Origin of the sequence: Streptomyces sp. NRRL WC-3549 (genome assembly GCF_000721935.1) — a bacterium.
Classification (GTDB): Bacteria; Actinomycetota; Actinomycetes; order Streptomycetales; family Streptomycetaceae; genus Streptomyces.
The window spans coordinates 145,452-152,955 of the sequence record NZ_KL585391.1 but is presented as its reverse complement, the minus strand read 5'-3'; the positions used below and the strand labels follow the sequence as shown (position 1 = coordinate 152,955).

5 protein-coding genes are annotated in these 7,504 nt (G+C 72.0%); 4 read left to right on the top strand and 1 reads right to left on the bottom strand.

The window, feature by feature from the left end:
- On the top strand, window positions 1–922 hold a 922-nt coding region (gene holA, locus IH13_RS0109280), incomplete at its 5' end, for a DNA polymerase III subunit delta (RefSeq protein WP_031082766.1).
- A gap of 515 nt (window positions 923–1,437) precedes the next feature.
- Here the strand turns inward: holA and rpsT are convergent.
- Window positions 1,438–1,704 (bottom strand): 30S ribosomal protein S20, encoded by a 267-nt coding sequence (gene rpsT / locus IH13_RS0109275; protein WP_031082765.1) that lies wholly within the window; start codon window positions 1,702–1,704, stop codon window positions 1,438–1,440.
- A gap of 215 nt (window positions 1,705–1,919) precedes the next feature.
- On the opposite strand from rpsT, the gene lepA reads away from it, so the two are divergent.
- The 3 genes from lepA to IH13_RS37080 all read left to right on the top strand — a co-directional run.
- Window positions 1,920–3,794, top strand: a complete 1,875-nt coding sequence (lepA, locus tag IH13_RS0109270; RefSeq protein WP_082317548.1) for a translation elongation factor 4 — start codon at window positions 1,920–1,922, stop codon at window positions 3,792–3,794.
- Window positions 3,795–4,055: 261 nt separating this feature from the next.
- Window positions 4,056–5,945 carry an AMP-dependent synthetase/ligase gene (locus IH13_RS0109265; protein ID WP_031082761.1) on the top strand — a complete coding sequence of 630 codons (1,890 nt, stop codon included), beginning with the start codon at window positions 4,056–4,058 and terminating at the stop codon, window positions 5,943–5,945.
- A 229-nt stretch (window positions 5,946–6,174) separates the two neighbouring features.
- The coding region (locus IH13_RS37080) for an ATP-binding protein (protein ID WP_031082760.1) at window positions 6,175–7,504 on the top strand (1,330 nt) is incomplete at its 3' end.

Below are 7,504 nucleotides of genomic sequence, written 5' to 3'. Positions count from 1 at the left end.
CCTGCTCCTGGACCGCGCCGTCCAGCAGGTGGTGGCGGCGGCCCGCGCGTCCGACGCCGACACCGACGTGCGCGACCTCGCCTCCGACCAGCTCCAGCCCGGCACGCTCGCCGAGCTGACCAGCCCGTCGCTCTTCGCGGAGCGCAAGGTGGTGATCGTCCGTAACGCCCACGACCTCTCCGCGGACACGGTCAAGGACGTCAAGGCGTATCTCTCCGCACCCGCCGAGGAGATCACGCTCGTGCTCCTGCACGCGGGCGGGGCCAAGGGCAAGGGCCTGCTGGACGCCGTGCGGAAGGCGGGGGCGCGCGAGGTCGCCTGCCCCCGGACGACCAAGCCGGCCGAGCGGCTCACCTTCGTCAGGTCGGAGTTCCGGACCCTGGGGCGTTCCGCCACCCCCGAGGCCTGCCAGGCTCTCGTGGACTCCATCGGCAGCGATCTGCGGGAGCTGGCAAGCGCCGTCTCCCAGCTGACCGCGGACGTCGAAGGGACCATCGACGAGGCGGTCGTGGGCCGCTACTACACGGGCCGGGCGGAGGCCTCCTCCTTCACCGTCGCCGACCGCGCGGTGGAGGGCAGGGCCGCTGAGGCGCTGGAGGCGCTGCGCTGGTCCCTGTCGACCGGTGTCGCCCCCGTGCTGATCACCAGCGCCCTCGCCCAGGGAGTACGGGCGATCGGGAAGTTGTCGTCGGCCCGCGGCGGCCGCCCGGCCGACCTCGCGCGCGAACTCGGCATGCCGCCGTGGAAGATCGACCGGGTACGCCAGCAGATGCGGGGCTGGACCCCCGACGGGGTCTCTGCGGCGCTGCGGGCTGTGGCCGCGGCCGACGCCGGGGTCAAGGGCGGCGGGGACGACCCGGAGTACGCCCTGGAGAAGGCCGTGGTCGCGATCGCCCGAGCGGCCCGGTCCGGCGGGCGCTGAGAAGCCCCGGCCCTCCGCGCGGCCCGGGCGCCCGCCCCGGCCCTCCGGGCGCCCGCCCCGGCCCGGCCGGCGCGGGCCCGGCCGGCCGCACCCGGCTCCCGGCGGGGCCTCGCCGGACCCCGGTCCACCGGCCCGCTCCACCGGCCCGGCCCACCGTTCTGCCCCACCGTTCCGGTCCCGCCGCTCCGCCCCCACCGTTCCGGCCCCACCGCTCCGGCCCACCGCCCCGGCGCAACACGCCCGCCCGCTCCGCCCGCTCCGCCCGGCGGCGCGTACCGACCGTGCGGGGCGGCGGTTCCGTCGTACGCGTGAACCGGCCCGGGGTGGCCCGCGGGAGAGCCGGGCAGCGCGAAGGCCCCGGGCCGTCCTGGGGGAGGACGGGCCCGGGGCCTTCACATTCATGCTCGGTGCGCCGCACCCGCGTGGCGAACGCAGGTTCGGTGTGCGACGCGGGGTGCCGGTCAGGAGCGGGAGAGAGGGCCCGCTGAGTCCGTTCCGGCGTTCACATCACAAGCTCAGCCCTGGAGGCCGGCCACCTTCGCTGCCAGCGCCGACTTCTTGTTGGCGGCGGAGTTCTTGTGGATGACACCCTTGGAGACAGCCTTGTCGAGCGCGCGCGAGGCGTCGCGAGCGGCCGTGGTGGCCTTCTCGACGTCACCGGCGACGACGGCCTCACGGGCCTTGCGGATCGCGGTCTTGAGCGAGGACTTGACGGCCTTGTTGCGCAGGCGCGCCTTCTCGTTCGTCTTGTTCCGCTTGATCTGGGACTTGATGTTCGCCACGAAAGAGCCTTTTCAGGTTCGTTGGATCTTCATTGGGGTACCGCGCCGCTTCACAGAGCCACGAGGCACAGCTGCCCACGGTATCAGTCGCCCTCGGACCGGCCCAAACCGCCCGTTGCGGCTCAGGCGTGGGACGATGGAGGCTCGTATCGATCCGTCCGACCCGACTTCGACCCGAGACACGGCGTCCGGCGTCTCAAGAATCAGGACCCTGCGTGCCCGCGACTCCTACCAACGTGCCCGAGCCGAGCCGTACCGACCCGGCGCTGATCCGCAACTTCTGCATCATCGCGCACATCGACCACGGCAAGTCGACGCTTGCCGACCGGATGCTCCAGCTGACGGGTGTGGTCGACCAGCGGCAGATGCGCGCTCAGTATCTCGACCGGATGGACATCGAGCGCGAGCGCGGTATCACCATCAAGTCCCAGGCGGTCCGTCTGCCGTGGGCGCCCACCGAGGGCGAGGACCAGGGCAGGACCCACGTCCTCAACATGATCGACACCCCCGGCCACGTGGACTTCACCTACGAGGTCTCCCGTTCCCTCGCCGCCTGCGAGGGCACGGTCCTGCTGGTGGACGCCGCCCAGGGGATCGAGGCGCAGACCCTCGCCAACCTCTACCTGGCGATGGAGAACGACCTCACCATCGTGCCGGTGCTCAACAAGATCGACCTGCCCGCCGCGCAGCCGGAGAAGTTCTCCGAGGAGCTGGCCAACCTCATCGGCTGCCAGCCGGAGGACGTGCTCAAGGTCTCCGCGAAGACCGGGATCGGCGTGGACGCCCTGCTCGACCGGGTGGTCAAGGACGTCCCGGCCCCCGTGGGCCAGGCCGACGCCGCCGCCCGCGCGATGATCTTCGACTCGGTGTACGACGCCTACCGGGGCGTCGTCACCTACGTCAGGGTCGTCGACGGCCAGCTCAACAAGCGCGAGCGCATCAGGATGATGTCGACGGGCGCCACCCACGAGCTGCTGGAGATCGGCGTCTCCTCCCCGGAGATGACCCCGGCCGACGGCATCGGCGTCGGCGAGGTCGGATACATCATCACCGGCGTGAAGGACGTGCGGCAGTCCAAGGTCGGTGACACCATCACCAGCCTCAGCAACGGCGCGACCGAGCCGCTGGGCGGCTACAAGGACCCGAAGCCGATGGTGTTCTCGGGCCTGTACCCCCTGGACGGCTCGGACTACCCGGACCTGCGCGAGGCCCTGGACAAGCTCCAGCTCAACGACGCCGCCCTGGTGTACGAGCCGGAGACCTCGGCCGCCCTCGGCTTCGGCTTCCGCGTCGGCTTCCTCGGGCTGCTCCACCTCGACGTGATCCGTGAGCGGCTGGAGCGCGAGTTCGGCCTGGAGCTCATCGCCACCGCCCCCAACGTGGTCTACCGCGTCGAGATGGAGGACGGCACCGAGCACACCGTCACCAACCCGAGCGAGTTCCCCGAGGGCAAGATCGACAAGGTGCACGAACCGGTCGTGAGGGCCACGGTCCTGGCTCCCAGCGAGTTCATCGGCGCGATCATGGAGCTGTGCCAGAGCCGGCGCGGCACCCTGCTCGGGATGGACTACCTCTCCGAGGACCGCGTCGAGATCCGCTACACCCTGCCGCTGGCCGAGATCGTCTTCGACTTCTTCGACCAGCTGAAGTCCAAGACCCGCGGATACGCCTCGCTCGACTACGAGCCCACCGGCGAGCAGTCGGCCCAGCTCGTCAAGGTCGACATCCTGCTGCACGGCGACAAGGTCGACGCCTTCTCCGCAGTCACGCACAAGGACAAGGCGTACGCGTACGGCGTCCGGCTCGTCGCCAAGCTGCAGAAGCTCATCCCCCGGCAGAACTTCGAGGTGCCGATCCAGGCCGCCATCGGTTCCCGGGTCATCGCCCGCGAGACGGTCCGCGCCATCCGCAAGGACGTCCTCGCCAAGTGCTACGGCGGTGACATCTCCCGTAAGCGGAAGCTGCTGGAGAAGCAGAAGGAGGGCAAGAAGCGGATGAAGATGGTCGGCAGCGTGGAGGTGCCGCAGGACGCGTTCATCTCGGTCCTGTCGACCGACGAGTCCGCGGGGGAGACCAAGGCCAAGAAGTAACACCCGGCCCGGCCCCTGTGCTCCCTGCCCCGCGCGGGCCCGGGGAGCCCCGCGGGACCCTCCCGGTCGGCGGCCCCCGGGCCCCCGGCCCGCCGGAGGCCCGCTGCCTCTTACGCCACGGACCCGGGCGCTCTAGTCTGAGCAGCACCCCGTTAGTTACTCGCCAGTTAAACAAGCAGGCCGAGCGGGAACGAAGAGCAGGAACACAAGCAGCAGCATCAAGAAGCCGGTCGTAGCAATGCCGCAGGCCCGGAGGACGTCGTGAGCGACACACAGACCCTGATCGACAGCCGGCCGCCCTCCGTGGCGACCCTCTTCATCGACCGCGTGGCGGCGACCCCGGACGGGGAGGCGTACCGCTACCCCGTGGCCGCGGCCTCCGGACAGGGGCCCGATGACTGGAAGTCGCTGACCTGGGCGCAGGCGGCGACCCGGGTGTACGCCATCGCGGCCGGTCTGATCGCTCTGGGTGTCCGGCCCGAGGAGCGCGTCGCGCTCGCCTCCTCGACGCGCGTCGAATGGATACTGGCCGACCTCGGGGTGATGTGCGCGGGCGCCGCGACCACGACGGTCTACCCCTCCACGAACGCCGTCGAGTCCGCCTTCATCCTGGCCGACTCCGAGAGCCGCGTCCTGATCGCCGAGGACGCCGCCCAGCTGGCTAAGGCCCGGGAGAGCCGGGCCGAGCTGCCCCGCCTCGCCCATGTCGTCGTCATCGACCCGGCCGGCGCCGAGCCCGTCGAGGGCGACCCGGAGGGCTGGATCCTCACCCTGGCCGAGCTGGAGGACCGGGGCGCCGAACACCTCGCGAAGGAACCGGACGCGGTCACCGAGCGGGTCGCCGCGATCACCGCCGACCAGCTGGCGACGCTGATCTACACCTCCGGCACCACCGGCCGTCCGAAGGGGGTGCGGCTGCCGCACGACAACTGGTCGTACATGGCCAAGGCGACCGTGGCGACCGGACTGATCACCGCGGACGACGTCCAGTACCTCTGGCTGCCGCTCGCCCACGTCTTCGGCAAGGTCCTCACCTCCGGCCAGATCGAGGTCGGCCACGTCACGGCCGTCGACGGCCGCGTCGACAAGATCATCGAGAACCTCCCGGTCGTGCAGCCGACCTACATGGCCGCCGTTCCCCGGATCTTCGAGAAGGTGTACAACGGGGTCGCCGCCAAGGCGCGGGCCGGCGGCGGCGCCAAGTACAAGATCTTCCAGTGGGCGGCCGGGGTGGCCCGCGAGTACGCGCGGGTCTCCCAGGACAACTTCCGGCGCACCGGTACGGCGTCGGTGCCGTTCGCCCTCGGGGCCAAGCACAAGGTCGCCGACACGCTTGTCTTCGCGAAGATCCGGGAGGCCTTCGGCGGCCGGCTCCGCGCCTGCGTCTCCGGTTCGGCCGCCCTCGCCCCGGACATCGGGTTCTTCTTCGCCGGCGCGGGCATCCACATCCTGGAGGGCTACGGCCTCACCGAGTCCAGCGCCGCCTCCTTCGTGAACCCCGGCGACGCCTACCGCACCGGCACCGTGGGAAAGCCGCTGCCCGGCACGGAGGTCCGGATCGCGGACGACGGTGAGATCCTGCTGCGCGGTCCCGGGGTGATGGAGGGGTACCACCGGCTGCCGGAGAAGACCGCGGAGGTGCTGGAGTCCGACGGCTGGTTCCACACCGGTGACATCGGAGAGCTCTCCCAGGACGGCTACCTCCGGATCACCGACCGCAAGAAGGACCTGATCAAGACGTCCGGCGGCAAGTACATCGCCCCGGCGGAGGTCGAGGGGCAGTTCAAGGCGGTGTGCCCGTTCGTCTCGAACATCCTGGTGCACGGAGCCGACCGCAACTTCTGCACGGCCCTCATCGCCCTCGACGAGCCGACCCTCCTCGGCTGGGCCGAGGAGAACGGCCTGGGCGGCAGGCCCTACGCCGACGTCGTCGCCTCCCCGCAGGCCGTCGCACTCATCGACGGCTATGTGCAGCGGCTCAACGAGGGCCTCCAGCGCTGGCAGACCATCAAGAAGTTCCGCCTGCTGCCGCGCGACCTGGACATCGAGCACGGCGAGCTGACCCCGAGCCTCAAGCTGAAGCGGCCGGTCGTCGAGCGTGAGTACAAGGACCTCATCGAGGAGATGTACGCGGGCTCACGCGAGGCGTGAGACCCGGGCCTCCGGACGCGGTGTACCCGCACGTCAGGGCCGGGGCCGGTGGCCGTACAGGCGTCCACCGGCCCCGGCCCGTTCCCGTCCGGCGCCGATCGTTTCGGTGACTCCGTGCTTGTGCGCGCGTCCGGTCTGTCACTCTGTCCTGGGGTCTTTCGTCCTCCGTGTCCGAACGTGAGGCCCTGGAGCGTCAGCGGCGTATAGCGAGACCGTCAGGAGCCGCACCGTGGGGCCCATTCCCTTGCAGCGGGACATCGTCCACCGTCCCGGAAGCGTCGTCGCCGGTCAGGGCGACGACCCCCGTTCCGTCGCCCGTACGGGCCTGCCCGGCATTCCGCTGGCCCCCACCGCGGGCCGCCGGTTCGTCCGGGCCGCCCTCGCCGAGTGGGCTGCGCTCGGACTGCCCGGCCCCGGGGGGTTCGGCGACCGGCTCGCCGACGACGCCGTGACCGTCGCCAACGAACTGGTCACCAACGCCGTCGTGCACGCCGGTACGGCCGTGGAGCTGCTGCTCCGCCTGGAGGGCGCGTCCGGGGCCGAGCCCGCCGCGCTGGTCCTGGAGATCACCGACCACCACCCCGCGCGCTCGGTGCGCGACGACCCGGAGCGGCGCCCCGATCCCGCCGAGTACGGCCGGGGGCTCCAGCTCGTCGCCACCCTCGCCGAGTCCTGGGGCATCACCTACCGCACCGGCCTCAAGACCGTCTGGGCCCGGCTGCCCGCGGACGTCTGGGAGGACCTGCCCGCCGCCCCCGGGCCGGCCGGGGAGACGGCCACCCGGCCCGGCGCGGTGGGTGCCCTCGCCGCGGCGGAGGACGACGGGCGGGACGGCGATCTGGCCGGGCGCGGGGCGCTCTCCTTCCTGGCCGAGGCGTCCGACCTGCTCGCGGGCCAGCTCGACGAGGACCTGGTGGCCTCGACAGCGGGGCAGCTGGTGGTGGACCGGCTCGCCGACTGGTGCGCGATCTGGCTGGAGAGCGAGGGCGGCGGCCCCGGGGCGGCCCCGCGGCTCGCCGGGGTCTGGCACCGCGACGAGGCGGCGGCCGACCTGTTGCGCCCGGCACTGGAGAAGGAGCCGTTCCGCCTGCCCGCCGGTGTCGGCCCGGGCGCCGTCCCCGTACCGTGGCCCCGCGACGCCCGGGAGGGGCCCCAGGGCACCCACGGCACCGTCCTCGCCCACGGCATCGCCTCCGGCGGACGGACGCTCGGCGCCGTGCTCGTCGGCCGTGAGGGCGTCACGCACTTCCCGGGCGAGGTCGCCGCGCTCGTCGCCGACTTCGTACGCCGCGTCGGCCTCGCCGTGGGCGCCGCGCGCGCCTACACCCGGCAGGCGACCATCAGCCGCATCCTCCAGCGCGGCCTGCTGCCCAGCAAGGTCGCCGACATCCCCGGTGTCACCAGCGCCCTGGTGTATGAACCGGGCGACGATGGGGTGGTCGGCGGAGACTTCTACGACCTCTTCCCCTGCCCCCGGGACCGCTGGTGCTTCGTCCTCGGCGACGTCCAGGGCAGCGGCCCCGAAGCGGCCGTCGTCACCGGGCTGGCCCGCCCCTGGC